The 25,518-nt window shown below is 59.9% G+C and carries 26 protein-coding genes; 13 read left to right on the forward strand and 13 right to left on the reverse strand.

Annotated elements, in window-relative coordinates:
- Nucleotides 1–94: 94 nt before the first annotated feature.
- The 3 genes from tdh to BN1120_RS03105 form a co-directional block, all read right to left on the reverse strand.
- Nucleotides 95–1,120 (reverse strand): L-threonine 3-dehydrogenase, encoded by a 1,026-nt coding sequence (gene tdh / locus BN1120_RS03095; protein WP_010672427.1) that lies wholly within the window; start codon nucleotides 1,118–1,120, stop codon nucleotides 95–97.
- An 89-nt stretch (nucleotides 1,121–1,209) separates the two neighbouring features.
- Nucleotides 1,210–2,400 carry a glycine C-acetyltransferase gene (locus tag BN1120_RS03100; RefSeq protein ID WP_042014708.1) on the reverse strand — a complete coding sequence of 397 codons (1,191 nt, stop codon included), beginning with the start codon at nucleotides 2,398–2,400 and terminating at the stop codon, nucleotides 1,210–1,212.
- A 183-nt stretch (nucleotides 2,401–2,583) separates the two neighbouring features.
- Nucleotides 2,584–3,228, reverse strand: a complete 645-nt coding sequence (locus BN1120_RS03105) for a TetR/AcrR family transcriptional regulator (protein ID WP_010672429.1) — start codon at nucleotides 3,226–3,228, stop codon at nucleotides 2,584–2,586.
- Between the two features lie 154 nt (nucleotides 3,229–3,382).
- On the opposite strand from BN1120_RS03105, the gene rfaD reads away from it, so the two are divergent.
- The 4 genes from rfaD (at nucleotide 3,383) to BN1120_RS20545 (ending at nucleotide 8,454) form a co-directional block, all read left to right on the forward strand.
- On the forward strand, nucleotides 3,383–4,342 hold the full coding sequence (rfaD, locus tag BN1120_RS03110) for an ADP-glyceromanno-heptose 6-epimerase (RefSeq protein WP_039041134.1): 960 nt from the start codon (nucleotides 3,383–3,385) through the stop codon (nucleotides 4,340–4,342).
- A 49-nt stretch (nucleotides 4,343–4,391) separates the two neighbouring features.
- Complete coding sequence (locus tag BN1120_RS03115) at nucleotides 4,392–6,152, forward strand: polysaccharide deacetylase family protein (protein ID WP_042014709.1); 1,761 nt, start codon at nucleotides 4,392–4,394, stop codon at nucleotides 6,150–6,152.
- Nucleotides 6,136–7,449 (forward strand): O-antigen ligase family protein, encoded by a 1,314-nt coding sequence (locus BN1120_RS03120; RefSeq protein ID WP_231959404.1) that lies wholly within the window; start codon nucleotides 6,136–6,138, stop codon nucleotides 7,447–7,449. The genes BN1120_RS03115 and BN1120_RS03120 overlap by 17 nt, the downstream gene beginning before the upstream one ends.
- An 84-nt stretch (nucleotides 7,450–7,533) precedes the next feature.
- Entirely contained in the window at nucleotides 7,534–8,454 is a 921-nt protein-coding gene (locus BN1120_RS20545) for a glycosyltransferase family 2 protein (protein ID WP_080767867.1), read from the forward strand.
- 314 nt (nucleotides 8,455–8,768) lie between these two features.
- On the opposite strand, the gene BN1120_RS03125 is transcribed toward BN1120_RS20545, so the two are convergent.
- The 4 genes from BN1120_RS03125 to BN1120_RS03140 all read right to left on the reverse strand — a co-directional run bounded on the left by BN1120_RS03125 (nucleotide 8,769) and on the right by BN1120_RS03140 (nucleotide 12,075).
- Complete coding sequence (locus BN1120_RS03125) at nucleotides 8,769–9,779, reverse strand: glycosyltransferase family 9 protein (RefSeq protein WP_080767868.1); 1,011 nt, start codon at nucleotides 9,777–9,779, stop codon at nucleotides 8,769–8,771.
- Nucleotides 9,780–9,994: 215 nt separating this feature from the next.
- A complete protein-coding gene (locus tag BN1120_RS03130; RefSeq protein ID WP_011704190.1) occupies nucleotides 9,995–11,251 on the reverse strand; it encodes a PTS ascorbate transporter subunit IIC in 1,257 nt (418 codons plus the stop codon).
- 60 nt (nucleotides 11,252–11,311) lie between these two features.
- Complete coding sequence (locus BN1120_RS03135; protein WP_026142047.1) at nucleotides 11,312–11,599, reverse strand: PTS sugar transporter subunit IIB; 288 nt, start codon at nucleotides 11,597–11,599, stop codon at nucleotides 11,312–11,314.
- A gap of 32 nt (nucleotides 11,600–11,631) precedes the next feature.
- Entirely contained in the window at nucleotides 11,632–12,075 is a 444-nt protein-coding gene (locus BN1120_RS03140) for a PTS sugar transporter subunit IIA (RefSeq protein ID WP_042014710.1), read from the reverse strand.
- 252 nt (nucleotides 12,076–12,327) lie between these two features.
- Here BN1120_RS03140 and BN1120_RS03145 point away from each other — a divergent pair, with 252 nt between their 5' ends.
- The 3 genes from BN1120_RS03145 to BN1120_RS03150 all read left to right on the forward strand — a co-directional run bounded on the left by BN1120_RS03145 (nucleotide 12,328) and on the right by BN1120_RS03150 (nucleotide 14,245).
- Nucleotides 12,328–13,350 carry a LacI family DNA-binding transcriptional regulator gene (locus BN1120_RS03145; RefSeq protein ID WP_041212112.1) on the forward strand — a complete coding sequence of 341 codons (1,023 nt, stop codon included), beginning with the start codon at nucleotides 12,328–12,330 and terminating at the stop codon, nucleotides 13,348–13,350.
- Nucleotides 13,351–13,615: 265 nt separating this feature from the next.
- Nucleotides 13,616–13,738: a hypothetical protein gene (locus BN1120_RS21840; protein ID WP_010672437.1), complete on the forward strand. Its 123-nt coding sequence runs from the start codon at nucleotides 13,616–13,618 to the stop codon at nucleotides 13,736–13,738.
- 162 nt (nucleotides 13,739–13,900) lie between these two features.
- Nucleotides 13,901–14,245: a DUF2799 domain-containing protein gene (locus tag BN1120_RS03150; RefSeq protein WP_080560357.1), complete on the forward strand. Its 345-nt coding sequence runs from the start codon at nucleotides 13,901–13,903 to the stop codon at nucleotides 14,243–14,245.
- A 57-nt stretch (nucleotides 14,246–14,302) separates the two neighbouring features.
- On the opposite strand, the gene BN1120_RS21505 is transcribed toward BN1120_RS03150, so the two are convergent.
- Nucleotides 14,303–14,473, reverse strand: a complete 171-nt coding sequence (locus BN1120_RS21505; protein WP_010672439.1) for a hypothetical protein — start codon at nucleotides 14,471–14,473, stop codon at nucleotides 14,303–14,305.
- Nucleotides 14,474–14,529: 56 nt separating this feature from the next.
- Entirely contained in the window at nucleotides 14,530–14,961 is a 432-nt protein-coding gene (locus BN1120_RS03155) for a flagellar basal body-associated FliL family protein (protein ID WP_010672440.1), read from the reverse strand.
- Between the two features lie 145 nt (nucleotides 14,962–15,106).
- Here BN1120_RS03155 and BN1120_RS03160 point away from each other — a divergent pair, with 145 nt between their 5' ends.
- Both BN1120_RS03160 and ubiA read left to right on the forward strand, forming a co-directional pair.
- Entirely contained in the window at nucleotides 15,107–15,658 is a 552-nt protein-coding gene (locus tag BN1120_RS03160; RefSeq protein ID WP_042014712.1) for a chorismate--pyruvate lyase family protein, read from the forward strand.
- Nucleotides 15,655–16,518, forward strand: a complete 864-nt coding sequence (gene ubiA, locus BN1120_RS03165; RefSeq protein WP_010672442.1) for a 4-hydroxybenzoate octaprenyltransferase — start codon at nucleotides 15,655–15,657, stop codon at nucleotides 16,516–16,518. Before BN1120_RS03160 ends, ubiA begins: the two co-directional genes overlap by 4 nt.
- A 63-nt stretch (nucleotides 16,519–16,581) precedes the next feature.
- On the opposite strand, the gene plsB is transcribed toward ubiA, so the two are convergent.
- Nucleotides 16,582–19,005 carry a glycerol-3-phosphate 1-O-acyltransferase PlsB gene (plsB, locus tag BN1120_RS03170; protein WP_042014713.1) on the reverse strand — a complete coding sequence of 808 codons (2,424 nt, stop codon included), beginning with the start codon at nucleotides 19,003–19,005 and terminating at the stop codon, nucleotides 16,582–16,584.
- A gap of 204 nt (nucleotides 19,006–19,209) precedes the next feature.
- Between plsB and lexA the strand changes: the two genes are divergently transcribed.
- From lexA to dinF, 4 genes are all read left to right on the forward strand, one after another.
- On the forward strand, nucleotides 19,210–19,836 hold the full coding sequence (lexA, locus tag BN1120_RS03175) for a transcriptional repressor LexA (protein ID WP_010672444.1): 627 nt from the start codon (nucleotides 19,210–19,212) through the stop codon (nucleotides 19,834–19,836).
- 350 nt (nucleotides 19,837–20,186) lie between these two features.
- Entirely contained in the window at nucleotides 20,187–20,477 is a 291-nt protein-coding gene (locus tag BN1120_RS03180; RefSeq protein WP_010672445.1) for a hypothetical protein, read from the forward strand.
- Nucleotides 20,478–20,866: 389 nt separating this feature from the next.
- Nucleotides 20,867–21,493, forward strand: coding sequence for an SCO family protein (locus BN1120_RS03185; protein ID WP_042014714.1), 627 nt, complete (start codon nucleotides 20,867–20,869; stop codon nucleotides 21,491–21,493).
- 14 nt (nucleotides 21,494–21,507) lie between these two features.
- Nucleotides 21,508–22,878 carry an MATE family efflux transporter DinF gene (dinF, locus tag BN1120_RS03190; protein ID WP_042014715.1) on the forward strand — a complete coding sequence of 457 codons (1,371 nt, stop codon included), beginning with the start codon at nucleotides 21,508–21,510 and terminating at the stop codon, nucleotides 22,876–22,878.
- Nucleotides 22,879–22,909: 31 nt separating this feature from the next.
- Here the strand turns inward: dinF and trmL are convergent, their stop codons facing one another.
- From trmL to BN1120_RS03205, 3 genes are all read right to left on the reverse strand, one after another.
- Nucleotides 22,910–23,374: a tRNA (uridine(34)/cytosine(34)/5-carboxymethylaminomethyluridine(34)-2'-O)-methyltransferase TrmL gene (trmL, locus tag BN1120_RS03195; RefSeq protein WP_039041146.1), complete on the reverse strand. Its 465-nt coding sequence runs from the start codon at nucleotides 23,372–23,374 to the stop codon at nucleotides 22,910–22,912.
- Nucleotides 23,375–23,444: 70 nt separating this feature from the next.
- A complete protein-coding gene (locus tag BN1120_RS03200; protein ID WP_039041147.1) occupies nucleotides 23,445–24,800 on the reverse strand; it encodes an ATP-binding protein in 1,356 nt (451 codons plus the stop codon).
- Nucleotides 24,797–25,492: a response regulator gene (locus tag BN1120_RS03205; protein WP_010672450.1), complete on the reverse strand. Its 696-nt coding sequence runs from the start codon at nucleotides 25,490–25,492 to the stop codon at nucleotides 24,797–24,799. The genes BN1120_RS03200 and BN1120_RS03205 overlap by 4 nt, the downstream gene beginning before the upstream one ends.
- Between the last annotated feature and the right edge of the window lie 26 nt (nucleotides 25,493–25,518).

Here is a 25,518-nt window from a genome sequence, read left to right on the forward strand (position 1 = left end):
TGGGACAGCGCCTAAAAAAACCCGGCATGCGCCGGGTTTCGTGAGGCTGAACAAGAGAGGGCGCGCTGATTGCCCAGGCGCCCCTCGCGTGTCGTCAATCCCAGTTCAGGATCACCTTGCCGGACTTGCCCGAGCCCATGGCTTCGAAGCCCTGCTGGAAGTCGTCGATGTGGAAGTGATGGGTGATGATGGGGCTGAGATCCAGGCCAGACTGGATGAGGCTTGCCATCTTGTACCAGGTTTCGAACATTTCGCGGCCGTAGATCCCCTTGATGAAGAGTCCCTTGAAGATCACCTTGCCCCAGTCGATGGCCATGGTGGAGGGAGGAATGCCGAGCATGGCGATTTTGCCGCCGTGGTTCATCTTGTCGATCATGTCCTGGAAGGCGCTGGGCACCCCGGACATCTCCAGCCCCACATCGAACCCTTCGGTCATGCCGAGATCTTCCATGACATCGGAGAGCTTCTCCTTGGCCACGTTGACGGCACGGGTGGCGCCCATCTTGCGGGCCAGTTCCAGCCGGTATTCGTTGACGTCGGTGATCACCACGTGACGGGCGCCAACGTGACGGCAGACGGCAGCGGCCATGATGCCGATGGGGCCTGCGCCGGTGATGAGCACGTCTTCACCCACCAGGTCGAAGGAGAGGGCGGTGTGCACGGCGTTGCCGAACGGATCGAAGATGGCGGCCAGCTCATCGGGGATGTTGTCCGGCAGCTTGAAGGCGTTGAAGGCCGGGATCACCAGGTATTCGGCGAAGGAACCCGGGCGGTTCACACCCACACCAATGGTGTTGCGGCACAGGTGGGTGCGACCGGCACGGCAGTTGCGGCAGTGGCCGCAGGTGATGTGGCCTTCGCCGGAGACGCGATCGCCGATGGCGAAGCCGCGCACTTCCTGGCCGACGGCGACCACCTCTCCCACATACTCGTGCCCCACCACCATGGGGACGGGAATGGTCTTCTGGGCCCACTCGTCCCAGTTGTAGATGTGCATGTCGGTACCGCAGATGGCGGTCTTGCGGATCTTGATGAGCAGATCGTTGTGGCCGAGCTCGGGAGCCGGGACATCGGTCATCCAGATGCCGACTTCGGATTTGAGTTTGGAGAGTGCTTTCATGACAGATTCCTCACGGCGCCATGCCGGGTACAGAGGGTAATAAAATGGGGCCCAACCTTGGCCCCCGTTTTAATCAGCCAGCCATGTGATCAAATCACACCGAGCTCGCGACCGATGCGAATGAAGGCATCGATCGCCTTGTCCAGTTGCTCCCGGGTATGGGCGGCGGACATCTGGGTCCGGATGCGCGCCTGACCCTTGGGTACCACGGGGAAGGAGAAGCCCACCACGTAGATACCGGCGGCCAGCATGCGGCTCGCCATCTCGGCGGCCAGTTTGGCATCCCCCAGCATGACCGGAATGATGGCGTGATCGGCGCCGGCCAGGGTAAAGCCGGCGGCGCTCATGCGCTCGCGGAAGTAGGCACTGTTCTCCTTGAGGCGGGCACGCAGGTCGTGACCCTCGGCCAGCATGTCGATCACCTTGATGGTGGCCGAGACGATGGAGGGTGCCAGGGAGTTGGAGAAGAGGTAGGGACGGGAGCGCTGACGCAACCAGTCGATCACCTCTTTCTTGCCGGAGGTGTAGCCACCGGACGCGCCACCCAGCGCCTTGCCCAGGGTGCCGGTGATGATGTCGACCCGTTCCATCACCTCGCAGTATTCGTGGGTACCGCGGCCGTTCTCGCCGATGAAGCCGACGGCGTGGGAGTCATCCACCATCACCAGCGCGTCGTACTTGTCGGCCAGATCGCAGATGGATTTGAGGTCGGCGATGACGCCATCCATGGAGAAGACACCGTCGGTGGCGATCAGCTTGAAGCGGGCGCCGTCGGCATCGGCCTGCTTGAGCTGGGCTTCCAGTTCGGCCATGTCGTTGTTGGCGTAGCGATAGCGCCTGGCCTTGCACAACCGCACCCCATCGATGATGGAGGCATGGTTGAGTGCGTCGGAGATGATGGCGTCTTCGGCACCGAACAGAGTCTCGAACAGGCCGCCGTTGGCGTCGAAGCAGGAGGAGTAGAGGATGCTGTCTTCGGTGCCGAGGAAGGCGGACAGCTTCTGCTCCAGCTCCTTGTGCTGGTCCTGGGTACCGCAGATGAAGCGCACCGAGGCCATGCCGAAGCCGTGGCTGTCGAGCCCCTGATGGGCGGCGGCAATCAGGTCGGGATGGTTGGCCAGCCCCAGATAGTTGTTGGCACAGAAGTTCAGTACCTGCTCGCCGCCCACCGCAATCTGGGCCTGCTGGGCCGAGGTGATGATGCGCTCCTGCTTGTATAGCCCTTCCGTCTTGACCTGTTCGAGCTGTTCGGTCAGGTGACGATAGAATCCGTTAGACATCCTCGGTCCTCATTGCTGTATCGACTGTGTTATCAGGATCCCGGGCCGTGCAACCCGCACGGTTCGGCGTCGTCACGGTCGCGACGAAACGCCGACAGACCCTAGAATGGGCAACATTTTACTGTAATCCCTGCGTATAAATTCAAATTTTTATGCTGATAATCAACAATTGTGAAACAGATCTCACCCGGCTGGTTGGGCCAGTTGGTGATAATGTTGCTCCAGTTGATGTATCTGGGGGGCCACCTGTGGCTGCACGTAGGGGCGCAGCAAAAACAGCACCCGCAAGACCCCCTGATAGAGCAGGGGTTTGGTGATGCGGGTGGCCGGGGCCTGGGCGATCTGGAACGGGATCCAGCAGGTGACGACCATCTTGATGGTCTGACCGAGATCCGGCAGGTCTTCATCGCTGACGGCGATGATGCCGCCTTCGCGCAGGCTTCTGAGCAGCGTCTCCACGGTGGCTCGGAGCTGCTCCTGTGCCTTGAGGTATTTCTGCTGCAGCAGCTCGTCGCGACTCAGGATGTCCGGCAGGTTCGCGTAGAAGAAGCGGAACTGCCACATCAAATAGAAGATGGCATCCAGGTAGCCCATCAGATCCTCCAGCCGGATCTCGCTGCTGCGGATCGGAGTGAAGCTGTCGCTCAGGTGGCGGGCGTACTGATCGAAGATGGAGTGGATGATGTCTTCTTTGTTTCTGAAGTGGTAGTAAAGGTTGCCCGGGCTGATGCCAAGGTGTGCGGCAATGTGGTTGGTGGTGATGTTGCGCTCGCCCTGATCGTTGAACAGCTCGGTGGCGCTGTGGATGATCCTGTCTCTGGTCTTCATCGCTGGTCCCTCTGCCGGGCCCTAAGGGGAAAAGTCATCGAGGTCGAATCCCCTTGCGGCCCGTGATAAACTTTTCGGCAATTTCAAATTGGCCCACTATACACAGCTTTAACAGGCAGTCACACGGGGCCACAACGTACGCGAGGCAAACTCCATGATCGTAGTAACTGGCGGTGCTGGCTTTATCGGCAGCAATCTGGTCAAGCAGCTGAACGCTCAAGGACGGACCGATATCGTGGTCATTGATGACCTGACCGACGGCACCAAGTTCGTCAACCTGGTCGACCTCACCATCGCCGACTACATGGACAAGGACGAGTTCCAGGCGCGGATCGTCTCCGGTGACGAATTCGAGGAGTGGGATGACGGCATCGAGGTGATCTTCCACGAAGGCGCCTGCTCCGCGACCACCGAGTGGAACGGCAAGTTCATCATGGAGGTCAACTACGAGTACTCCAAGGATCTGTTCCACTACTGCATCGAGCGGGAAATCCCCTTCATCTATGCCTCTTCCGCCGCGACCTATGGTGGGCGCAACGACAACTTCATCGAAGACCCGAGGTTCGAGCAGCCCCTCAACGTCTACGGCTACTCCAAGCAGCTGTTCGATCAGTACGTGCGTCGCTGGATGCCGGAGATCAACTCCCAGGTGGTGGGTCTCAAGTACTTCAACGTCTATGGTCCCCGCGAGCAGCACAAGGGATCCATGGCGTCCGTGGCCTTCCACCTCAATACCCAGGTGAAGCAGGGTGACAATCCCAAGCTGTTCGAGGGCTGTGACGGCTTCCCGGATGGCGGCCAGATGCGCGACTTCATCTACGTGGACGACGTCTGCAAGGTGAACCTCTGGTTCTGGCAGAATCCGCAGCACTCCGGCATCTTCAACTGCGGCACCGGCCGGGCTGAGCCGTTCCAGAACGTGGCGGAAGCCGTGATCAGGCATCACCAGAAAGGCGCCATCGAATACATTCCCTTCCCGGATCACCTCAAGGGTCGCTACCAGAGCTTCACCCAGGCGGATCTCACCAAGTTGCGCGGCGTCGGCTATGACGGCGAGTTCAAGACTGTGGCCGAAGGCGTGGCCGATTACATGGCCTGGTTGAACCGGGCTTGATCCCCCTCTGGCGGGTGGCTCTGGCCACCCGTCGATCGGATGCGCTTGCATGAACATATTGATGGCTCTCTCCCAGCTCGAAGTGACGGGCGCGGAGGTCTATGCCACCACGGTCGGCAACGAGCTGACCCGCCGTGGCCACCAGGTTTTCTACGTCTCTGACACCCTGACCAAACCGACTCTGGGACCGGTCTTTCGGTTGCGCTTCAACAAGCGCAGCATCCTGCGCCGCTTCTGGCACGTCTTCTATCTCATCTATCTGATCCGCAAGCACAGGATCCAGCTTGTGCACGCCCATTCGCGCGCCTCGGGCTGGAGCAGCTACGTCGCCTGCAAGCTGACCGGCACCCCCATGATCACCACGGTGCACGGGCGCCAGCCGGTACACGCCTCCCGCAAGGCATTCCATGCGCTGGGCTACCGGGCGGTGGCGGTGTGCGAGGATATCGCCAGCCAGATCATCGACAACCTGGGGGTGGACCCGGCCATGGTGCAGGTGCTGCGCAACGGCATCGAGACCGACAAGTTCCAGCCCGTGCCGATACCGGACAACGACAAACCGGTGATCGCCATCATTGGTCGGCTGAGCGGTCCCAAGGGGGAGCTCTGCTACCGGTTGCTGGACGAGGTGCTGGATCTGGAAGCCTGCCGGGTGCGCGTCGTCAGCGGCACCCAGGTGCCGGCGCGTTTTGCCCGTTTTCAGGACAAGGTCGACTTCGTCGGCTATGTGGACGATGTGCCCGCCCTGATGGCGGGCTGCGATCTGGTGATCGGTGCCGGTCGGGTGGCGATGGAGGCGCTGCTGTGCGGTCGTCCGGCGTTTGCCATCGGCGAAGCCAGGGCCATCGGTCTGGTGACGGAGCAGAATCTGGACGAGGCCCTCGCCAGCAACTTCGGCGACATCGGCCCCAGGGATCTGGCCATCGACTTTGCCGGGCTGAAGGCGCAGATCCCTTCGGCGCTGGCCTCCAAGGTGGTGCCAGACCCAGTGCGCCAACGGATCCTGCAAGAGTATGATTTGCAAGGCGTCGTGACCGGGCTGGAATCCGTCTATCAGGACGCCGTGGTCGAGACCCTGCGCCGGGAGATGCCGGTCATCATGTATCACCGCTTCATCGAGCACGAGAGCGAAAAGGGAGTGCATGGCACCTGGCTCCCGGTCGCCATGTTCGAGAAGCACCTCAAGCTGATGAAGTGGCTGGGCTACGAGACGCTGACATTTGCCGACCTGGCGGAGAACGGGTTCATCCACCGGCTGCAATACGGCAAGAAGTACCTGATGATCACCGTGGACGACGGCTATCGGGACAACCTCACCCGCATGCTGCCGCTACTGGAAAAGTATGGCTACAAGGCGGTGGTCTATGTGGTGACCGGTGAGGATCACAATCGTTGGGATGTGGAGCACCCGACTCACCCCGATACCCCGGTGACCCTGATGACCCCGGACGAAATCAAGGCGCTGGTGGCCTCCGGTCATGTGGAGATCGGGGGCCATACCCTGACTCACCCCCGCCTGAGCACGCTCCCCCCAGAGGAGCAGGCCCACCAGATCCAGGCCAACAAGGCCTGGCTGGAGCAGTTGCTCGGCCATCCCCTGATCTCGTTTGCCTATCCTTACGGGGATCTGAACGACAGTGCAAAAGCCCAGGCCGTTGCCGCCGGTTATCGCTATGCTGTGGCCACCAACAGCGGCCCCAGAGCCATGCACCGGGATCCGTTCCAGATCCGCCGGATCGCCATCTTCCCCCGCACCGACATGTTCGGTCTGTGGCGTAAGATCAGGGGGAATTATGTCTTCAGAAAATAAGGTTGTTGTAGAGGAACGTATGCCGATGCAAACAGAATCACCGCCCAATCAGGGCGCATTTGGGCTGGTCCATGACCAAGCGTTGCCGCTACTAGTTCAACTCTCAGCTTTTTTATTTGGAGCTCTGGCACTATCCGTGCCCAGTGGTTACTCCTATGGCCCAGCTTTGTTGTTGCTGGCAAGCCTGTGTTTCTTCGCTGTGAGGCGCTTGAATTGGGTATTACCCCGTGAACTCAAGTTTATCGGGCTTGGCTTGTCGCTCTATTTTCTGGTGATGGTTATTTCCGTTTGGTTTGATGGTGGCAAGATCAGCCAAATCGACAGGGCAAGTAGAGCGCTGATGGCTGTTGTCATATTGCCCTTACTAGCTTGCGTGCCTGTGCGCCTTCCTATACTGCTTTCCGGTTGTGGTGTCGGTGCTCTCCTCGCATGTGGCATAGCCATTCATGATAAATTTATTTTGGGCTATGAGCGGGCATTTAACGATATGATGCCACTACAGAGTGGTAATATTGCCATGTCGTTAGGATTATTTTGCCTGTGTGGACTTCTTTGGGCACAAAAAAAGGGAAAATTGGCCTTCTCTTTTTTCATGCTGCTGGGAGGTTGTGCTGGGATGGGGGCCAGTTTCCTCTCGGGAACGCGTGGGGGGTGGGTATTATTACCTGTTATTTTATTTACTATTGCGGTGCTGTTTAAAGAGTGCCTGTATCGCAAGACAACCCTCGTTATGCTTGTAGGTGGACTGTTATGCGGTGGTTTTTTGATTGTCCAACCGCAGAGTGGTGTGGAAGCACGGATAGAGCTGGCTCAGAATGATATCAGCCAATATCTCGACAAAACCAACCTCAACACCTCGCTTGGGATCAGACTTCAGCTTTGGCAGAGTGCTTGGCAGAGCTTTACCGAAAAGCCACTATTTGGCTGGGGAAATCATGGGATTCGGCAGTCACAAAAAGCGCAGCTGGCACGAGGAGAAATTAGCCAGTTTATCTATGATTTCAATTCTCATGCCCATAACCAGTTTCTCGATGAAATGGCCAAACGAGGCATTGTTGGCCTTGGTGCGTTGCTATTGATGATGTTGATCCCCCTATTCTTGGTAAAAAGTCGTTTGCACCGACCCCATAATGATGATGTGCATTGTGGTTCCGCGTTGGTTATTGTGGCTGTTTTTTCATCGATTGATTACTGCCTCAGTCAGGCATTTTTTGGTCACAATTCTGGTATTACTTTCTTTGTCTCATCGCTGGTTATAGCTGCATCTATAGTTTTTAAGGAGAGTGATACAGAATGAATTGATAGCGATAAACAGGGGGTATTGTTTTTTTGTGTGATTAGTTATTATAAATAATGTCATCTTTAACAGTGAGGGTATAGAATGGGGGTTTCTGTTTCTATTGTAATTTTAAATTACAATTCGTCTAAATACACAATGGATTGCATTGATAGTATATTGCGTGGTTCATTTCAAGATTATGAAATAATAGTGGTTGATAATAACTCGAGCGAGGATGAACGTGGCATATTTATTGATTACTTGAAAATTAAAAATAATGATAAAATACATTTTATAGATAATGATATTAATTTCGGATTTGCTCTTGGAAACATACTTGGAATATCAGAATCTAAAGGAGAGTACATATTTGTTCTTAACAATGATACGCTAGTGGATGAGGGCGCGCTTGATATACTTCATTCCTTCATGGAGGATAATCCAGATGTATCGCTGTGTATACCATCTCAGTATAATAAAGATGGTACATATCATCCATCCTTTGCCTATTTACCATCAGTAGGTAATCAATGGTTTGGCAACGGATTATGTCGAATGTTAAAATCATCAGAGTATATGGATAGGAAGAAGGAATATAAAAAACCATTCAGAGTCCAAATGGGTAGTGGAGCATCAATGTTTTTTCGCGCATCCGACTATTTTAAAGTTGGAGGTTTAGATCCTAATTTTTTCCTTTACTGTGAGGAAGAAGATATCTGTATTAGAATGAAGAAAGAAAAAATGAATATATTCTTTGTTCCTGATGCAAAGATAGTTCATTATGGTGGTGGGAGTACGAATAGAAATCTAGACATAGAAATAGAGTTTTACAGATCTTTATTTTATTTTTTTGATAAAAATTATAATTTTTTATCTGCAAAATCTCTTAAGTTTAGATTTATTATCAAGGAACTCATCAAATCATGTAAAAAGCCGACTAGATTTAAGTTATTCTTTGCTATTATCATAAGACCATCACTGTCTTATTCCTTAAGGCATAAGCAGCGAGGATTAAAAAATTAATATCATTTAACAATGGATGAGTTTAGATAGACTTTTTTCTTAAAGCATAGCTTTTTTAAAAAAATTATAGAAAGTGGCATTAAAATCAGCTGAGATATAATTTAATTATTTTAACAGACTGCGAAATAATAATCACATATAGTCTACTATCTTTAATGCAGTTTCTAGCGTCAATCTATAGTTCCGAATACGAGAGTCATTCGATCATATCGGTGGTGGTGAAGCCCGTTTTCGGGTGGAATGACCATAACCAGTAACGAATTAAAGGTCAGACCATAAATTGCGTTACTGGCGGGGCATACCTCTGTAGCCGATTATTTATTCATTATTCCTAGCTCAGCACAGAATGTGGCCAGTATCTCCTGCACATTCAAAATTTCCTGCTGCGGATCCTGACGACCCGTGTCGACGAAGCGATAACGGGGATGAGAGACGGGATTGGCAATGGCGGAGTGTCCGAGGGGAGAGACGATGGTGAGCAGGGGGATATCCAGCGCCTGCGCCATATGCCGTGGGCCTGTGTCGTTGCCGACGAACAGCTGGCAATGGGCGAAGAGCCCCACCAGTTCCCGTACCGAGCGGGTCTGAACATGGTCAAACACGCTGGCCTGCAGCGCTGCTGGCAGCAGCGGCTTCAGGCTGCGGTTGTACTCCTCTTCCCCCGGCCCGCAGTAGATCAGGATCTGGGCATTGTGCTCCTCGATCAGCCAGCGCGCCACCTCGGCGAAGCAGTCGATGGGCCAGCGCTTGTAGTGACCGAGGGAGTTGACCCCCATGGCGATGAGTGGCCGGGTCGGGTCGACGCCAGCGGCCAGCAGGGTCTCGCGCCCCCGTTGTCTCTCCCCGTCGCTGAGCCAGAGGTAGTAGTTGCGATCTTCGCTGGCCAGCTTGAGCGGCTTGAGCAGTGAAAACCGGTCGTCCACCAGGGTGCTGTTGCCCTGATGCTCGGTGTCATGGCGAAAGCGCACGATGCGGTTGTGGCCCAGGCGCCATGGGAAAGAGTCGAAGCCGATCCGCAGGCGGGCGCCGGAGAAGAGGCAGGTCAGCAGGCCTATCATCTGGCCCTGGCTGTTGATCACCACATCGTAGCGCTCGCGGCGAATGCCCAGCAGCAAATCCTTCATGTAGCGCCACTCGTTGCGGCGCGCCTTCTCGATGATGATCAGCCGATCGATGTTGGGGTTTCCCTCTGCCATGCCCGCACAGTAATCCATGACCAGATAGTGAACTTCCCCGGCAGGGTCGTGCTGCTTGAGGTTGTTGCACAGTGCGGTGGAGATCAGCACATCTCCTATCTGTTTGGTTTGTACTACCAGATATTTCATGGAAAGGGCCTCGAGCGAGGTCGGGTTGAACGTCAGCGCATCAGCATATCGTACTCCCCTGTCAGATGCTGCCGCTATGGGGTGAAAATCCGATCCAACGCACTGTGTTTGCACATATTTTCGACGTTGTTCGGGCTGGTGGGGCCCGGCTGGCAGTACGGGAGGATGAGCGGGGGCATGGCACCGTCGGCCATGCCCCCGATGGGCAAGAGTGATCAGCGTACGATGAGGCCGAGCAGGATCCCCACCACGCCGAAGTCGGCATCGCTGAAGGTGGTGTTGGCAAAGCCGAGATCCCCCAGTACCGGCAGCAGGAACACCGGCAGGAAGGTGATCAGCAGGCCGTTGGCGAAGGCTCCCAGCAGGGCGCCGCGACGACCGCCGGTGGCATTGCCGAACACCCCGGCCGCCGCGCCGACGAAGAAGTGCGGCACGACGCCTGGAATGATGACGGTGAGCCCCAGCAGGTAGAGCAGCACCATGCCCACCAGACCGGCGGCAAAGCTCGACAGGAAGCCGATCAGCACCGCATTGGGGGCGTAGGGGAAGACGATGGGGCAGTCCAGCGCCGGCTTGGCGTTGGGCACCAGCTTGTCGGAGATCCCCTTGAAGGCCGGCACGATTTCGGCGATGACCATCCGTACCCCCTGCAGGATGACGTAGACACCGGCGGCGAAGGTGATGGACTGCATCAGGGAGAACATGAACCAGTGTTTGCCCTTGGCGACGCTGGCGACGAACTCGGGGCCGGCGAAGGCGGAGGTGATGAGGAAGATGATGCCCATGGTGAAGGAGATGGCCACCGGGGTATCGCGCAGGAACAGCAGGCTCTTGGGCACCTGCACCTCTTCGCTGCTGTGGGCCTTGTTGCCGAACTTGGCACCGATCCAGCCGGCCAGCACATAGGAGCAGGTGGAGAAGTGGCCGAGTGCCACATCGTCCGAGCCGGTGATCTGCTTCATGTAGGGGTGGGCGAGGGCCGGGAACAGCACCATGGTCACGCCGACCACCAGGCTGCCCACCGCGATGAGCGGAATGCCGCTCATGCCGCCGGCGGAGAGGATGGCCGCCACCATCATCGACATGAACAGGGTGTGGTGACCGGTCAGGAAGATGAACTTCCACGGGGTGAGCCGGGCGATCAGGATGTTCACCAGCATGGCGAAGAACATGATCATCGCCATCTCTTTGCCGAACGACTGCTGGGCGATGGAGACGATGGCCTCGTTGTTGGGGACCACCCCCTTGATGCCGAAGGCGTGCTGGAAGATGGTGGCGAAGTCGCCCAGCGAGTTCACCACCAGGGTGGCGCCGGCCCCCAGGATGACGAAGCCCATGATGGTCTTGACCGTGCCCTTGATGCACTCGGTCACCGGTTTCTTCTGGGCGATCAGGCCGATGAGGGCGATCAGGCCAACCAGCACGGCCGGCTCCGACAGCACGTCAAACATCAGAAAATTGAAAAATTCCATGGTCAGCTCCAAGCAGATGGAAGCGGCGGCTCACCGGCCGCCCAGACAGTCGCAAAGGGGTTAGAGTGCGCCCAGCTCGCGCAGGGCGATGGCGAGTTTTTCTTTCATGGCGGCCTTGTCGACCATGTTGTCCAGCGAGACCAGCCGGCCGTCGACCCCCATGCTGACCAGCTGTTCGGCGATGTCGCGGGTGGCGACAAAGATCTCGGCGCGCTCGCTGCCGGCGGAGGCGAGATCCCGGTGATCCACCTCGGCCGTCACGGCCAGCTCCTTGAGAATGCTCTTGATGCTCATCTCCATCATCAGGCTGGTGCCCAGGCCGTGTCCGCATACAACCAGAATTTTCATGCTCTCTTCCTCTGTCGGGCGCAGGGCGCCACTCAATAACGCGCCAGGATGCGCAAGATGTCGTCTTTGCTGGTGGCCGCCATGATGGCCGCCACGTCTTCTTCATTCATGAACAGCTCGGCCAGCTGGGCGATGGTCTCCACGTGGGAGTTGCTGTCGCTGGCGGCCAGGGTGACCAGCAGCCGCACCGGGTCGTTGCCCTCGGAGCCGAAGTTGACCCCCTCCTTCAGCACGGTCAGCGCCAGTCCCAACCGGTTGACGCCGTCTTCCGGGCGGGCGTGGGGCATGGCCAGGCCCGGTCCCAGCACGTAGTAGGGGCCGAGCTCCTCGTGGGAGCGATAGAGCGCCGCCACATAGGAGGGCTCTATGGCGCCGTTGGCCAGCAGGGGGGCGGTGGCCAGCTCGATGGCGTGGCGCCAGTCGCGGGCGCCCTCTTTGATGGAAATGACCTCCTCGGTCAGCAATTGGGTCAGCATGGTAGTGTCCGGACTGGATAGGATGGCGCCAATCTAGCGATCTTGCCCTTTGATAACTGTGAGCTTGATCGCGAAAGTTAGCGCTACCAGATAGCGCTAACATTGATCTGTGATAGCGCTATCATTTCTCTCACAGAAGGGATTCATCCTGCCCCTTATCGGCCTCAAAGAAGGTAAAATCCGGTTTGAGCAAATAGTCAGTGCCCCGCTTTTGCCTTAAAGTGAATGCCCGCATGCCGAGGAAGGGAAAGGATGTCAGAAGCGAAAAAACGCCGCAGCACGGGTCGGGTGACCCTCAACGACGTGGCCCAGTTGGCTGGGGTGGGAGCCATGACGGTGTCGCGCGCCCTGCGCACCCCCGAGCTGGTGTCCGACAAGATGCGCGAGCGCATCGAGGCGGCGGTGGATGAACTCGGCTATATCCCCAATCGGGCGGCGGGGGCGCTGGCTTCCGCCACTTCCCAGACCATAGTGGTCATCGTCCCCAGCCTGGCGGAGCGCGCCTGCGGTGACATGATTGCCGGGCTGCAGCAGACCCTGCTCGCCGAGGGCTACCAGATCATGCTGGGGGATGCCCAGCACCTGAAGCAGCAGGAGGCCAGCCTGCTCAGCAATTTCCTGCAGCACAATCCGGCCGCCGTGGTGTTGTTTGGGGGGGATCCCGGGGAGGTCATCCGGCAGCGCCTGCAGGCGGCCCGCTTGCCGGTGGTGGAGGTGGGAGCCATGGCGCGCCATCCCATCGACATGAACGTCGGGGTCTCCAACTTCGATGCCGGTTATCAGCTGACCCGCCACCTCATCGAGCGCGGTCATCGCAACATCGGCTTTCTCTGTGCCCGCCAGGAGCAGTGGATGCTGCAGCAGCGCATGCAGGGCTGGCAGAAGGCGCTGCTGGACAACTACCTCTCCCCGGACGCCATCATCAACACCTCTGAGCTGCCGAGTTTTAGCACGGGGGCGGCCATGCTGGGGGAGTTTCTGCTGCGCTGGCCCGAACTGGATGCGCTGATCTGCGTCAACGACGAGCTGGCGGCCGGGGTGCTGTTCGAATGCCAGCGCCGCCATCTGAGCGTGCCGGGCAAGCTCGCCATCGCCGGTTTCGACGATCTGGATGTGGCGCGCGCCTGTCATCCTGCGCTGACTTCGGTCAGGATCCCCTATCACCAGATGGGCAGGGAGGCGGCGGAGCTGATCCTGCGCCAGCTGGCGGGCGAGGAGGTGGCCGGCATGAGCCTCGCCCTGGATTTTCAATTGCAAAAGCGTCAGAGCACCTGAGGAGCGATGCCACGACAGGGCGAGGCAAGCATGTTCAAGGCGTTGTGACCGAAGACCAGGTCGGTGCCCCGTCGCCCTGCGCGGGAACTGCCAGCCGACGTGTTCGCCCGGTCTGTCACCGGGTTGGAGTAGAGCGTGGATGCCACCGGAGCCATGACTCCAGGTGGCTGGCTCCACCCTGGTCAAGCTCTGAGCGGAACCACTGGCGAGCCCCATTATTCTGGATAGACTTTGTAGGCCGGTGCACTATCCAAGGAGAATGAGCATGGGTACGCAGACGCCTGATTTCGATCTCGATGATGACTGGGAGCCGGAATCCTGGGAAGACGAGCTGGAGGAGCTGGATGACGAGAGCTGGCAGGACTATGACCCTCTCGACGATCAGTGACTCCCTGTAACGCCTGAGGGCGGGCCTGGTGCCCGCCCGATTTTTTGTGTGGCGAGGGGGGCAGCCCTTGGTGAGAACGGGGCGGGCTGGTTAGAATGAACTGCTCAAATGACGCTGTACGAGGCAGGCAGCGGCTCAACAACGATTCCAACGACGCCAAGGATGAATATGCGCTCACTCGTCATCATGTTTTGTGCCGCCCTGCTCGGGGGCTGTGTTTCCAACTCCGACGACCCTTGCGAGAAGGTGTGGAGCGACGTGGGAGAGGCGGACGGCAAGCTCGGTTTTGCTGGCGATCGGGTGGCATTTCACCAGACCCAGTGCGGGGAAAAAGTGGACGTTGCCCTTTGGGAGCTGGGTCGCCAGAAGGGGCTGGCCTGGTATTGCCGACCCGAGCATCTCTATCTGGCAGGACGGTCGGGAGAGGAGTATCGCGGCGTCTGTCCCAACGACGTGCAGGCCCGTCGCCTGTTTGAACAGGGTCGCCATGGCTGGACTGATCAATAAATCAGCCTTCCTCTCTCTTCTGAAATCTTGCGTGAATCTCTTCGTGAGAAGAGGGACCTACCCTTCCTTATGTTTCAGCCGCAGCGGCTGGCACAGGTAATCCTTGTCATTGGCGCTGCGGGCACACTTGCCACACACGAATTTGGGTTTGCGCACAATCTTGCGCAGCGTCTTGAGATCGGCGGGGATCTCGTGACGGCGCCACTCACACAGCGTCTTGTGACCCATGACGTCCTCGACAGTGAATGCAACGGGTGAGAGGGGCAGGACCCCTCCCGGTGTGGTTACTGGTACAGGTATTTGGTGAAGATGAGCTCGCGGACCGCCTTCTTGCCCGTCTCCTTGACCAGCAGTTCGTTGACCTTGGCCTCACACTCCTTGCGCAGCTCTTCCCGGTTCACCAGGGACTTGATCTGTGCGCCCGTCTTGCTGCCAATCAGCCGGATGATGGCGTCGCGGATCAGGGGGTCGTGCTGCTCCAGCAACTTGAGGTCGGCAGCGTCCGTGGCCATCAGCTCTACCGTCACCCGTACATAGCCGAGGGTTTTGCCGTCGCCAAGGTAGTTGGTGATGATGTCCGGATCCAGAGCGTGATAGGCGAATCCCGGCTGGACGGCGGAGGAGGCGGGATCGGTGGCCTCTTCCTCATTGGCGAAGGCCTGTGTATTCAAGAGGGTACACCCCAGGGACAGCAGCAGAATTCTGAAGATCTTCATCTGGATGGCTCGGCAGCGACGGATGCCCCATTTTTGATGCTGCCATCGGGGCCGTCAAGCACGGATGTTCTTACAATTCGCCATTGATTTACGGATAATAAACCGGTTTTTAACCTGACAACGGAAATCTCCGGATGGTGAAGCTGTGAAGTCCGAGTTGACTGTTCCCCTCGTCCAGATCGTCCCGTGGCGGGCGCCTGCAGAGTGCGAACCGCCCGAGGCGCTGCGTCCCTGGTTGCTGGAGGCCGATTCCATGACCCGGCGCCTGCGTCGTTACAATCATCATCTCTCGGTGCAACTGCTCGGCAATCGCGCCGTGTCGCTGACGGTGGACGAGCAGGCGCTGGTGGCGGTGTCGGCCCCCGTGGGCATGTGCCGCGAGGTGATCCTGCACGGTGATGGCGGGCCTGCCATCCTGGGTTGGACCCTGTTTGCCGAAGCGGCCTTGCAGGGGGGCGGTTTGCAGGATCTGGGAGAGCAGCCGCTGGGAGAGCGCATTTTCGGTGAGGCACCGGCGCGGCGGGATCACCTGCAACTGGCCTGTTTCGAGATAGCGAGCAATCCCTGGTGTCCGGCCGCCACCGTCTGGGGGCGTCGTTCCCGCCTGTTTCTGGGGCAATGGCCACTGCTGGTCCATGAACTTTTCCTGCCCTCGCTATCGTCTCATTCGTTGCCATCGGATAAGGAGCTGGAGTGAAGCTGTTAACCAAGGAGCGGGGACTGGCCTATGCGCAGTTGGCCCGCATCGACAAGCCCATCGGTACCCTGCTGCTGCTGTGGCCGACCCTGTGGGCGCTCTGTCTGGCGGCTGGTGGCCTGCCTGACCCCTGGATCCTGACCGTGTTCGTGGTGGGCGTTTTTCTGATGCGCTCCGCCGGCTGTGTCATCAATGACTATGCGGATCGCAACTTCGATGGTCATGTGAAACGCACCGCCGGGCGACCGCTGCCCATGGGGCGGGTCGCCGAGCGGGAAGTGCTGGTGCTGTTTGCCGTGCTGGCGCTTCTCTCGTTCGCCCTGGTGCTGACGTTGAACCCGCTCACCATCAGCCTGTCCTTTGCCGGTCTGCTGCTGGCAGTCTGCTACCCCTTCATGAAGCGCTTCATCCCCATCCCCCAGCTGGTGCTCGGCATGGCCTTCTCCTGGTCCATTCCCATGGCCTATGCGGCCCAGGCCAATGCCCTGCCGCCGGAAGCCTGGCTGTTGTTTCTTGCCAACCTGCTGTGGACCATCGCCTATGACACCGAGTACGCCATGGTGGACAGGGATGACGACCTCAAGCTCGGCCTGAAATCGAGCGCCATCCTGTTCGGCCGCCACGACAAGCGGATCATCGGCGCGCTGCAACTGGCGACCCTGCTGATCCTGCTGGGGGTCGGGCAGCTGATGGGGCTGGGATCCGGATATTACTGGGGGCTGCTGGGGGCGGCGGCGCTGTTCGTCTACCAGCAGCGACTGATCCGGGAGCGGCAGCGGGAAGCCTGCTTCCAGGCGTTTCTCAACAACAACTACGTGGGGGCGCTGGTGCTGCTCGGGGTGATGGTTCACTACCTCTAACCTGCCCCCTTCCTTGATGAAAAAAGGCCGCATGATGCGGCCTTTTTGTTGGGTGTCGACGCCTCAGAGCCGGTTGCCCGCCTGGATGGTGCGGCGGATCTTGTTGCTGAGCAGCGGCACTATATTGTCGGCCAATGCCTGGAAGCGGCCGAGATCCGGTTTGCAGCCCGGATCCAGATAGCCTTCGCTGCGCAGGGTGTGGATCAGGGTGCTGAACAGCTTCTGGTCGAAGAACTCGGGGGCGTTGATGCCGTGCAGGGTGCCGAGGCGCTCCGCCATCATCAGGCCGTCCGCTTCCAGCTGCTCCGCCTCGATGTGGGGCTGGGCCAGCATGCGGGTCAGCACGATGGCGTAGCGCTGCAGGGTCTCCTGGATGCTTTCGGCCAAGAGCAGCAGGCGCATCTGGTTGCCGGGGTTGACCCAGTAGCCGCCGTCGCGTGCCTCGACCAGTTGCTGGCGTAACAGCTCGGCCAGCAGGGCATCGATCAGTTCCGGCAGCTCCTCCTCTTCATAGCGCAGGAAGAGTTCGGTCTTGAGCAGGGGGTAGATATCGACACAGCGGGCGACGATCTCGCTGCGAGAGATCCCCTCGCACCGCTCGATCAGGGCCGCCACCAGGGAGGGCATGGCGAACAGGTGCAGTATGTTGTTGCGGTAGTAGGTGAGCAGGATCGCCTGATAGCGGTCCAGGCTGATGATCTGGCCCAGCTTGTCCTCGCTCACCTCGAACTTGTTGAGCTCCATCGCCTGCTCCAGCAGGGTCCTGGCGTCCTCGTCCGGCATGGTGCTGTGCGGGCTGTAGGGCACCTGCTTGAGCAGGTCCAGATAGGTGTTGAGCTGGGCCTGGAGTTCGTCCCGGGTCAGGGCGTGGCGCTCGGCGGCCAGCAGGGCCAGGGCACTCAGGGTCAGGCCGTTGACGGCGGCGGCATCGTTGATACGGGTCATCAGCAGCTCGGCCAGCTGATTGACGGTGGAGGCCATCCACTCGGGACGCTCCTCCCGGCCGATGCTCTCCTTCCAGGTGGGCACATGTTCGCCGAGGTAGCTGTTGAGGGTCAGCGGCTCTCCGAAATTGACGAAGCCACGGCCATAGTTGCGCAGCTTGCGCAGGATGCCGAGCACCTGCAGGAAGCTCTCCTTCTCCTTGCGGCTCCCCTTGAGTTCGTTGTGATAGGTGTTCACCTCCATCACGTGCTCGTAGCCCAGATAGACGGGGACCAGGGTCACCGGCCTGTCCAGCCCGCGCATCATGGCCTGCAGGGTCATGGCCAGCATGCCGGTCTTGGGGGGCAGCAGGCGACCGGTACGCGAACGCCCACCCTCGGTGAAGAACTCCACCGAGTAGCCCTTGGCGAACAGCAGGTTGAGGTACTCCCGGAATACCGTGCTGTAGAGCGGATTGCCCTTGAAGGTACGGCGGATGAAGAAGGCGCCGCCGTGGCGGAAGATGGGGCCTGCCGGCCAGAAGTTGAGGTTGATGCCCGCCGCGATGTGGGGCGGCACCATGCCCTGGTGGTAGATGACGTAGGAGAGCAGCAGGTAATCCATGTGGCTGCGATGGCAGGGGACGTAGACGATCTCGTGCCCTTCCTGGGCCAGCTGACGCACCTGCTCTGCTCCGTTGACCGAGAGGCCGCGATAGAGCTTGTTCCACAGCCAGCCGAGGAAACTCTCCCCGAGGCGGATCAACCGATAGGAGAAATTGGAGGCGATCTCGTCCATGTAGCCGTGGGCACGCTTTTGCGCCTTCTCCAGGCTGATCCCTTCCCGTCTGGCCTCCTCCTCGATGGCCTGCTGGATCACGCTCGAATCCAGCAGTTGCTTGAACAGCAGGTTGCGGTTCGGCAGCTTGGGCCCGGTGGCGGCCAGCTGCTGGCGGCTGAAGTGGGTACGGGCCACCCGCGCCAGCTTGTGGGCGATGGCCTCGTCGGTGCCGTGCTTGTCCGCCATGTAGCGCAGGGAGAGGGGCGGGGAGAAGCGCACCAGGTTCTCGCGCCCTTTCAGGATCACGATCAGCGCCTTCTTCAGGCGGTTTGGCGCCAGGCTGCTGATGATGTTCCAGCCGGAGGCCTCCTCGCCTTCCCGGCCCGGGGCGCGGCCCCAGAACAGGGTGACGGGTACTACCTGGATGTCCAGCGCCGGATCCTGCTTGTGCAGGTCCAGCAGCTGGTGGAACTCCTGCAGGAAGGGGAGCGGCTTGTTGCGTGTGCCAAACAGGGGAGGCGGACGATCCAGACAGACGTAGCGTGGCAGCAGTTGACCGTTCAGCTCCAGCGGCGTGAAGGGGCCGGGCAGGCCGAGATCCTCGCAGCACTGTTGCAGGGTCATCAGGTCGGTGATCGAGCTGGTCTTCAGGGCATAGACGATGGGTCTGGCCGGATCCAGCTTGAGCTCGGTGATGGGGTTTTCCGGCAGGCTCTTGTGATTGACCAAGCCGCTGACCGGCCATTGCAGGATGGCTCTGGATATCTTCTGTCCAAGGGACATGTGCGTCTGCTCTCCAAAAAAATGCGGCGTGAGCATAGCAAATCACCGACTGCTTGTCGCCGAGAGGTACGATGAGTCGGTACTTCAGAGCGGGGGGAGGGGCAAATGTGCGTCGGGTCGCGACAAATGCCAGTTGCGCCTTGCCTTGGCCCCAGCACTGTATATACTGCCAGTGTGCTGTATAAAAAGACAGGTGCCCATGCTATGAAACCCCTTACCCCTCGCCAGGCTGAAGTACTCGAGCTCATCAAGGCGAACATGAACGAGACCGGCATGCCGCCGACTCGCGCCGAGATTGCCCAGAAGCTTGGCTTCAAGTCGGCCAACGCGGCCGAAGAACATCTGAAGGCCCTGGCCAAAAAAGGGGTCATCGAGATCATGCCGGGCACGTCCCGCGGCATTCGTCTGCTGCTCGAAGAAGAGGACGTGCAGCCTGAAGAAAACGGCCTGCCACTGATTGGCAAGGTGGCGGCCGGGGAACCCATCCTGGCTCAGGAACACATCGAGAGCCACTACCAGGTGGATCCCGCCCTGTTCCACCCGCGGGCAGACTTCCTGCTGCGGGTGCAGGGCATGAGCATGAAGAACATCGGCATCATGGACGGGGACCTGCTGGCGGTACACAAGACCCAGGAGGTACGCAACGGCCAGGTCGTGGTGGCACGTCTGGACGAGGACGTCACCGTCAAGCGCTTCCAGCGCAAGGGCAGCCAGGTATGGCTGCTGCCGGAAAACGAAGAGCTCTCCCCCATCGAGGTGGATCTCGCCAGTCAGCACCTTACCATAGAGGGCCTGGCGGTCGGCGTAATCCGCAACGCCGACTGGATGTAAGCATCCGATGCGATGAAGAGGCCTCCTGCGGGAGGCCTCTTCATTTTCATCTGCTGATGACATCTCCCACCCCACCTTTTCGCTTCTCCTTCCTGTGCACACAGTCTCGCCGCACGACATGCATTTCGGATATATCCTTTGATAAGGCCCCTGTCATGGTCGGTGATCAGGGAAGGGGGAGTCGCACCGGGCAGTACGCCATGGCAGGGATGCATGATCGCCGAGTCGGTGCGCAGAAGGGAGAGTCGCCTCACACTGGGGACTCGTACAGTCAGTACGCTGCCGTGGTTGGTTCGTCGTTGGGGACAAAGAGACCCGTCAGCGTGACCTGTTGAGCAAGGAGGACAGGTATGGCTTCAAGCTCGCCGTGGGATCCGGTGCCGGCCGCAGCGCCCGCATCTTCCATCACCCGATTCATCAAGGGCAGTCGGATGACATGGTTCTATGCGCTCTGGGTCTATCACAAGGGAGATGGTTGGACCATCTGGCTTGGGTGCCCCAAAGACAAGATTGTCCGCCTGGTTCGTCTGTTTCGCCGTCATCACGACATCGGATTGCCGGATGAGCCCTGGACTGCCCCCGTCATCCCGCTGCGCGTCCCCCTGAGACGTGCCCAGCCGCAGCACAGGCTGCGGCCCTGATCCCTCTTCCTGCACAGACAAGAGCCCCGCCAGAGCGGGGCTCTTGTTTTGGCGCCGATGCGGCTTATCCATGGCACAGACGCTTTCCCGCCGGGATGCAAGACTAGCCGGATTGCCGGATGAGCCCTGGACTGCCCCCGTCATCCCGCTGCGCGTCCCCCTGAGACGTGCCCAGCCGCAGCACAGGCTGCGGCCCTGATCCCTCTCCTGTACAAACAAGAGCCCCGCCAGAGCGGGGCTCTTGTTTTGGCGCCGATGCGGCTTATCCATGGCACAGACGCTTTCCCGCCGGGATGCAAGACTAGCCATCGGCGGGGGCAGGCGGGTTACAATGACCCCTACCGGTTTTGCCCCCCTGGGCTTCTAACATAAGCAAGGCTTTGTTTTATATGGTTAAACCACGCTTTTACCTGCTGCTGTTGCTGTTCATCGGCGCCATTGCGGCGGCTTATTACTGGAGTCAGCCCGCGGTGCCGGAACAGGCCGATTACTACCCGGCGGGGCGAGACATCAACCCGTTTACCCTCACGGATGCGGATGCACAGCCCTTTACCCCTGCCAACCTGACGGGACACTGGAGCTTTCTGTTCATCGGCTACACCTACTGCCCGGATGTCTGTCCGACCACGCTGGCGGATCTGCGCAGCGTCTATCCGGCGTTGAAGAAGATAGCCCCCACTAGCCAGGTGGTATTCATCTCGGCGGATCCCCAGCGGGATGACAGCGCCCGCCTGAAGAGCTATACCGCCTTCTTCGAGCCCGAGTTCAAGGCGGCGACAGCACCTCACAGTGCCCTCTTTCCTCTGGTCCGCAATCTGGGGCTGGTCTATTCCATCGTGGAAGGGGAGCGCAAGGACTACCTGATCGACCACTCCGCCTCCATCGTGCTGATCAACCCCGAGGGGAAGCTGGTGGCCACCTTCCGACCCAAAGTGGCACCGGGTGAGGTGCCCCACGTGGACATGCAGACCATGGTGGCCGACTTCGCGCGCATCGTGCGGCTGGCTGGCGAGTGAGCCCGGCGCGCACCATGCTGATTCCCGCCTGGCTGAAGGATCCTCGCCGCCACAGAGCCGTCTTCGCCCTGGCCCTGCCCATGGTGTTCTCCAACGTCACCACGCCCTTGCTGGGGCTGGTGGACACCTGGGTGATCGGTCATCTTGGCCAGGCCTGGTTTCTCGGCGGCGTCTCGGTCGGTGCGACCTTCATCAATCTGCTGTTCTGGTTGCTTGGCTTCCTGCGTATGTCCACTACAGGGCTGACCGCCCAGGCTCAGGGTGCAGCCCATGCCGAAGGGCAGCTCGACACCCTGGCGCGGGCCCTGGGCTTGGCGATCGGACTGGGCATGGCGCTGTTGCTCCTGTTGTTGCCGTTCCTGCCTGCCATCATCGCCCTCGGTGGCGGCTCTTCCGAGGTACAGACCTATGCCGGTCAGTATGTATCGGTGCGGGTCTGGAGCGCCCCGGCGGCCTTGTGCAATCTGGTCATCATGGGGTGGTTGCTGGGCATGCAGGATGCACGCAGTCCCATGCTGCTGCTGATCCTGGGCAATCTCGTCAACATGGTGCTGGATGCTTGGTTCGTGCTGGGATTGGGCTGGCAGGTGAAAGGGGTGGCCGCAGCGTCCCTGCTGGCGGATTACAGCACGCTCGGGGTGGGGTTCTGGCTGGTGAGCCGGCATCTGCGCCGACTTGACCCCGGGGTGTGGCACAACGCCTGGCAGCGCTGGCGCCAGTGGCCGGCCCTGCTGCGGCTGCTCGCCCTGAACCGGGATATTTTCATCCGCTCCCTCTGCCTGCAACTCTGCTTCGTGTTCATGACTCTGCAGGGGGCCAGGCTGGGGGATGTGGCGGTGGCCGCCAATGCGGTGCTGCTCAATTTCCTGATGCTGATTTCCTACGGGCTGGATGGATTTGCCTATGCGGTGGAAGCCATGGTAGGGCGCGCCATCGGGCGGCGTGATAGGCCGCTGCTGCGGGAGGCCATCGTCCTCAATCTGGGCTGGGCGCTGCTGATCGCCCTGGCATTCACCCTCTCGTTTGCCCTGGGGGGCCACTGGCTCATCCGTCACATTACCGACATACCGGCGGTGATCGCCGAGGCGCAACGTCAGCTCCCCTGGCTGGTGGCCATGCCGCTGCTGGCGGTCTGGTGCTTCCTGCTGGACGGGGTCTTTATCGGCGCCACCCGGGCCCGGGAGATGCGCAACAGCATGCTGGTGGCGGTGTTTGCCGGCTTCTTTCCCATCTGGTGGCTCTGCCAGGGATGGGGTGTGGCGGCCCTGTGGGCCGCCATGAGTGCCCTGATGGCAGGTCGTGGTCTGACGCTGGGCTGGCTCTGCTGGCGACTGGAGCGTGATGGACGGCTGCTGGCGGGGCAGGGGACGGCGCAGTCAGTCTGAATTCTGGCCGCCTTGCCAATATCGTCAGCGTTCAGAGCGAGCCTGAATAGTCGAACTGTCGCCAGCTCTCGTAGACGAACACCGCGACGGCGTTGGCCAGATTCATGCTGCGGCTCTGGGGCAGCATGGGAATGCGCAGCCGCTGCTCGAATGGCAGGCTCTCGATGATCTCCATGGGCAGGCCTCGGCTCTCGGGCCCGAACAGCAGGGCGTCACCGGGGGCAAACCGGGCCGCCGAGTGGGCGGTGCGTCCCTTGGTGGTGCAGGCAAAGACCCGTTGGGGGGCGACGGCCGCCAGAAACGCCTCATAGTCAGGCCAGCGCTTGACGTCGGCAAACTCGTGATAGTCGAGCCCGGCCCGCTTGACCCGTTTGTCATCCCACTCGAACCCCAGGGGCTCTATCAGGTGCAACCGGTAGCCGGTATTGGCGCAGAGGCGAATGATGTTGCCGGTGTTGGGGGGGATTTCCGGTTGGTAGAGCACGATATCGAGCATGGAAGGATCCTGGGCTGGTGCGAAACGGGCGCCAGCATACCCAGCACCCGTGCCGATGAAAAGGGGGAGGTCAGGGCATGGGCAGACGGATGGTGATGACCAGTCCGGTCGGCTGATTGCTGCTGGCCCGGATGGTCCCCCCATGACGCTGGATCGCCTCGGCGGCGATGGCAAGGCCGAGACCAGTGCCCCCGGTCTTGGCGTTGCGGGCATCGTCCACCCGAAAGAAGGGCAGGAACAACCGGGGCTGCTGCTCCACCGGCACGCCAGGGCCGTCATCCCGTATGGTCATCACCCACTCCCGTCCCTCCCGGTACCAGTCCACCTTGATGAACTCGCGGGCATACTTGAGGGCGTTGCGCAGGGGATTTTCCAGGGCGCGGGCCAACAGTTCTGGCCACATGGTGAGGGATTCGGCGGGCAGGGAAGGGAGTCTGAGCTGTTTGCCGTTCTGGTTTGCCTCGAACATGGCATCGTCCAGGATGGGCTCCAGCAGCTCCGCCAGGGGCAGCGTCACTGGCGCCTCCACATGTTGCTGCACCCGCGACAGATCCAGCAGATCCCCTATCAGCTTGTCGAGCCGGGCTATCTCCCCTTCGATGCGCGCCAGCTCGGCGCTGTCACCCTGCTTGCGGCGGATCAGCGCCTGTGCGAGCTGGATGCGGGTCAGGGGGCTGCGCAGCTCGTGGGAGATGTCGGAGAGCAGCTGCTTCTGCTTCTGGATCATGTCCTTGAGGGTATCGACCATGCGACTGACATGTTCGGCCAGCTGGCCTATCTCGTCGCGCCGCCCCAGGTTGGGGATCTGTATTTCCAGGTTGCCCTGGGCGAGTTGGGAGACCGACTGCTGCAACTGCAGTATGGGGCGGGTCAGGCGCCAGGCGAGCAACAGACAGAGCGGGGTGCTGACCAGCATGGCGATACCCAGGATCTGGATGGGGTGATCCAGGATCTGGATGAAGAGGAACAGGTAGGAGTTTTCGACGTTCAGACCGAAATAGACGTGATAGGTCTGGCCGTGATGGACCATCTGGAAGGGGCCGGCGATGGCGCGCTGGTGCTCGCTGCCCAGCATGGGCTTGGCCGGGTTGTCCGAGTCGAGCATGAAACGGATCACGAACTTGCTCAGCCGGGTGCTGGACTGCATCTGCCCCTTGGCATCGCGTAGATAGATGTTGTCCACCGGCAAGAGGCCCGCGGCATCGATGGCCTTGGCCAGATCGAAATCCTGCTCGGGATCCGCGCCCCGTTGCAGCGCCGCCAGGTTGTTGTTGAGACGGGTGATCTCGTGGGCCGGCAGCGGGATGATGTTGCGGGGGTCCAGGGTGGGGAGGATTACCACAGCGGCCACGACCAGCAGCAGGATGAACCAGAACCAGAGGAAGATCTGGGTGGAAAGGCCGTTGAAGGTGCGGGCCGATTTCATGCCTGCTCCAGCCACAAGTAGCCTCGTCCCCGCACTGTCTTGAAGCGGGGCTGGCCGTCGGCCCGCTCCGGCAGCTTCTTGCGCAGGTTGCTCAGGTGCATGTCGATGGCCCGATCGAAGGGTTCGAGCTTCTTGCCCAGCACCTGCTCGGAGAGCAGGCCCTTGCTGACGATCTGGCCCGGATTGCGCAGCAGGCACTCCAGCAGGCCGAACTCGGTGGCGGTGAGTTCCAGCAACTGATCGTCGCAGCGAGCCTGTTGCAGGCCGGGCTGCAGCACCAGATCCATGAAGCGCACCTCTTCCGAGCTACCGCCGCGCTGGGGAGCCTGGCTCTGGGTTCGACGCAGGATGGCGCGCACCCGGGCCAGCAGCTCCCTGTCGTCGAACGGCTTGGCGAGATAGTCGTCGGCACCGGCCTCCAGCCCGTTGACCCGATCCTGGCTGTCGCCACGGGCGGTCAGCATCAACACCGGGGTGTCGTGGGTCTTGCGCAGCCGGGTCAGCATCGCGAAACCGTTGAGTCTGGGCATCATGACGTCCAGCAGCACCAGGTCGAAAGCCTGTTCTGCCAGTCGCTGCAATCCCTCTTCCCCATCCTCGGCGACGGTGACCTCAAACCCCTCCAGGGTCAGGATTTCGGTGAGCAGCTGGGTCAGTTCGAGATCGTCGTCGACCAGGAGTATTTTGTTCATCTGGGAGTCACTCTGTTGATTTTGCA

Origin of the sequence: Aeromonas caviae, assembly GCF_000819785.1 — a bacterium.
Classification (GTDB): Bacteria; Pseudomonadota; Gammaproteobacteria; order Enterobacterales; family Aeromonadaceae; genus Aeromonas; species Aeromonas caviae.

Coding starts and splice junctions, on each gene's coding strand:
- tdh (WP_010672427.1), bottom strand. CDS start 1,120: ATGAAAGCACTCTCCAAACTCAAATCCGAAGTCGGCATCTGGATGACC.
- BN1120_RS03100 (WP_042014708.1), bottom strand. CDS start 2,400: ATGTCTAACGGATTCTATCGTCACCTGACCGAACAGCTCGAACAGGTC.
- BN1120_RS03105 (WP_010672429.1), bottom strand. CDS start 3,228: ATGAAGACCAGAGACAGGATCATCCACAGCGCCACCGAGCTGTTCAAC.
- rfaD (WP_039041134.1), top strand. CDS start 3,383: ATGATCGTAGTAACTGGCGGTGCTGGCTTTATCGGCAGCAATCTGGTC.
- BN1120_RS03115 (WP_042014709.1), top strand. CDS start 4,392: ATGAACATATTGATGGCTCTCTCCCAGCTCGAAGTGACGGGCGCGGAG.
- BN1120_RS03120 (WP_231959404.1), top strand. CDS start 6,136: ATGTCTTCAGAAAATAAGGTTGTTGTAGAGGAACGTATGCCGATGCAA.
- BN1120_RS20545 (WP_080767867.1), top strand. CDS start 7,534: ATGGGGGTTTCTGTTTCTATTGTAATTTTAAATTACAATTCGTCTAAA.
- BN1120_RS03125 (WP_080767868.1), bottom strand. CDS start 9,779: ATGAAATATCTGGTAGTACAAACCAAACAGATAGGAGATGTGCTGATC.
- BN1120_RS03130 (WP_011704190.1), bottom strand. CDS start 11,251: ATGGAATTTTTCAATTTTCTGATGTTTGACGTGCTGTCGGAGCCGGCC.
- BN1120_RS03135 (WP_026142047.1), bottom strand. CDS start 11,599: ATGAAAATTCTGGTTGTATGCGGACACGGCCTGGGCACCAGCCTGATG.
- BN1120_RS03140 (WP_042014710.1), bottom strand. CDS start 12,075: ATGCTGACCCAATTGCTGACCGAGGAGGTCATTTCCATCAAAGAGGGC.
- BN1120_RS03145 (WP_041212112.1), top strand. CDS start 12,328: ATGTCAGAAGCGAAAAAACGCCGCAGCACGGGTCGGGTGACCCTCAAC.
- BN1120_RS21840 (WP_010672437.1), top strand. CDS start 13,616: ATGGGTACGCAGACGCCTGATTTCGATCTCGATGATGACTGGGAGCCG.
- BN1120_RS03150 (WP_080560357.1), top strand. CDS start 13,901: ATGAATATGCGCTCACTCGTCATCATGTTTTGTGCCGCCCTGCTCGGG.
- BN1120_RS21505 (WP_010672439.1), bottom strand. CDS start 14,473: ATGGGTCACAAGACGCTGTGTGAGTGGCGCCGTCACGAGATCCCCGCC.
- BN1120_RS03155 (WP_010672440.1), bottom strand. CDS start 14,961: ATGAAGATCTTCAGAATTCTGCTGCTGTCCCTGGGGTGTACCCTCTTG.
- plsB (WP_042014713.1), bottom strand. CDS start 19,005: ATGTCCCTTGGACAGAAGATATCCAGAGCCATCCTGCAATGGCCGGTC.
- lexA (WP_010672444.1), top strand. CDS start 19,210: ATGAAACCCCTTACCCCTCGCCAGGCTGAAGTACTCGAGCTCATCAAG.
- BN1120_RS03180 (WP_010672445.1), top strand. CDS start 20,187: ATGGCTTCAAGCTCGCCGTGGGATCCGGTGCCGGCCGCAGCGCCCGCA.
- BN1120_RS03185 (WP_042014714.1), top strand. CDS start 20,867: ATGGTTAAACCACGCTTTTACCTGCTGCTGTTGCTGTTCATCGGCGCC.
- dinF (WP_042014715.1), top strand. CDS start 21,508: ATGCTGATTCCCGCCTGGCTGAAGGATCCTCGCCGCCACAGAGCCGTC.
- trmL (WP_039041146.1), bottom strand. CDS start 23,374: ATGCTCGATATCGTGCTCTACCAACCGGAAATCCCCCCCAACACCGGC.
- BN1120_RS03200 (WP_039041147.1), bottom strand. CDS start 24,800: ATGAAATCGGCCCGCACCTTCAACGGCCTTTCCACCCAGATCTTCCTC.
- BN1120_RS03205 (WP_010672450.1), bottom strand. CDS start 25,492: ATGAACAAAATACTCCTGGTCGACGACGATCTCGAACTGACCCAGCTG.